At 56.5% G+C, this 1927-nt stretch carries 3 protein-coding genes; all 3 read right to left on the bottom strand.

What is annotated here, in order from left to right; genetic code table 11:
• Positions 1 to 678 precede the first annotated feature (678 nt).
• On the bottom strand, positions 679 to 1227 hold the full coding sequence (locus JMF90_RS35155; protein ID WP_201317421.1) for a hypothetical protein: 549 nt from the start codon (positions 1225 to 1227) through the stop codon (positions 679 to 681).
• A 10-nt stretch (positions 1228 to 1237) separates the two neighbouring features.
• On the bottom strand, positions 1238 to 1381 hold the full coding sequence (locus JMF90_RS35150) for a hypothetical protein (RefSeq protein WP_201326170.1): 144 nt from the start codon (positions 1379 to 1381) through the stop codon (positions 1238 to 1240).
• A 208-nt stretch (positions 1382 to 1589) separates the two neighbouring features.
• The coding region (locus JMF90_RS35145; RefSeq protein WP_201326169.1) for a hypothetical protein at positions 1590 to 1927 on the bottom strand (338 nt) is incomplete at its 5' end.

Below are 1927 nucleotides of genomic sequence, written 5' to 3'. Positions count from 1 at the left end.
ACTACCGTACAGCAGCGCGTAGCTAAGGTAGTTCTGCGCGTTTCGCTACGTGCGCGACTCCGATGCGCTTCAGTCGGCGGTCATGAACCCGAACACCGGTTAGCGTAGCGCAGGCGGTAGCCGCCTTCCACGATCTCGGCCGGCACACGGTTAAATCGCTCGACAAGATGCGCTTATAGGCACGCGCGCGCGTGCCCGACTAGTCGGCAACCCGACATTGGCGCTGAACGAACACGCGCTTCATAAAGATCAACGCTACGCAACACTAGCGATCGATCCACTCACCCGGCAAATACTTTGAATCGTCCAGGAACGCTCGTGTGAAATGGCTGAGCCATTCGAATAGCGTCCGAAGATGCAGCTGAGTGCATCGATGCGGCAGCGATCGACATGGCCGCGGCTTATGAACTCGAAATCCGGGAATTATTTTGGCAATTCAAGTCAATGCAATACCGGTGCTCCATAACCATGGAACCGGTGCCTTTCGAAATAAAACACTCGCCTCTATTCCAAGAGGCGAGTCATCGCCATACGCTTGCGGGAATGCCCGCCGTACACGCGCAAAATCATCACGTCAAGCCTGGAACCCTGTATCGAAATTCGCAGTCATCGTGCCAGTGCAGGTACTACGTGAAGTACCGTCGGGAGCCACTCCGGCCAACAGTAAATACAAGCCCGTTACTCATCGAGGGCCGTCTCAAAGACCGCAGACACAACGCCTGTATATGTCATACCTCTTTTCATGGGGATATCCTTGTTAGAATAGACGCCCAGAACCAACCCTATTTCACCGCCTTTTGCCGCAACGTCTTTACTTGCGACCTCCACTTTCTCCTCATCTATCGGTTTCAGAAACCCCTTCTCGGGGGTTAACACCCGCCGCAGCACACCGATCTTCGAGATTCGATCTTCACCCAGGAGATACCAGTTACCCGTCGTCATTGACTCCCCACCTGAAGTCAATGTCAATTTCACATGAATAGCGCCATAACTACTTTTTATCTTTAATGTCATTGTTTCAGTCTTCTCAGTGCCACGCCACCCAGCCTGAATGTTGTCAAACTTGGCCTCGTAACCACTTGCCCAACCGATTGGCGTTACTTCAAATACACCCTGGGGCGGCACCTTCCCTGCGAGCTGGACCTTTAAATCGACTGCCTCCGGATTTCCCGCATACGCCGACATTGCACATGCGCTCGCAGCAATTGCCAAAGCAAGCTTTCTCACCGACTACTCCTTACTCGGCTTCAGTCTTAAACATCAGGGGTATCGTGCCCGTGTACTGCCCCGGCACCCGGGCAGCCTTGATTTTGTCGCTCGCCTCCCCGGGCGTGATCACCCGCTCGACTAGCTTGCCGCTCTTCGCCTGGGCCTTCGTCACAACCTTGACAGGGTCAGTGCCGACGCCCTTGCCGCCGAAGGAGTACTCATAGAGGCCAGCCGGGACGCTCCTCTTGGAGCGCGCGACAGTTGCCGACCAACTGACCTACCGCTCGGAGAAACCGCTCGCAAGTTGGCCGGCGGGCCAAGGTCACTGCAACCGTGCCACCAACTTTCCGGTGGAATACTTCAGCGGAGGAAGGTCATCTTCACGTCGCTGACGCGGCTTGCCCGGCCTCGACATGCATCCTCGTTCGCTTTTCGCCTTCACGCAGTTCGAACTCGCAACCCGAGCCGGCTTCGCACGGCAGCTCCTTCGTTTTCCCCGGGCGGATGTAATACGCCGTCGGTTCACCGCATGCGCCGCCCTTCTCCTTGCACACGCGATAGGCCTCGAGCGTCACCATCGAACTTCCGTTGTTCTCGACGACGCTCTTGCCACCCTCCACCTTGAACTCCGTCTGATAGCGCTCATCGCCCGGACGCACGATCACCATGGCCCCGTATCCGGTCAGGACGTTGATGCCCGCGGACAGCGATTCCTTGT

The sequence above is a fragment of the Burkholderia sp. E168m23 genome (genome assembly GCF_016586125.1).
GTDB classification, from domain to species: domain Bacteria; phylum Pseudomonadota; class Gammaproteobacteria; order Burkholderiales; family Burkholderiaceae; genus Burkholderia; species Burkholderia orbicola.
The sequence above is the reverse complement of the archived record's forward strand: the minus strand, read 5'-3'. Positions and strand labels throughout refer to the sequence as shown.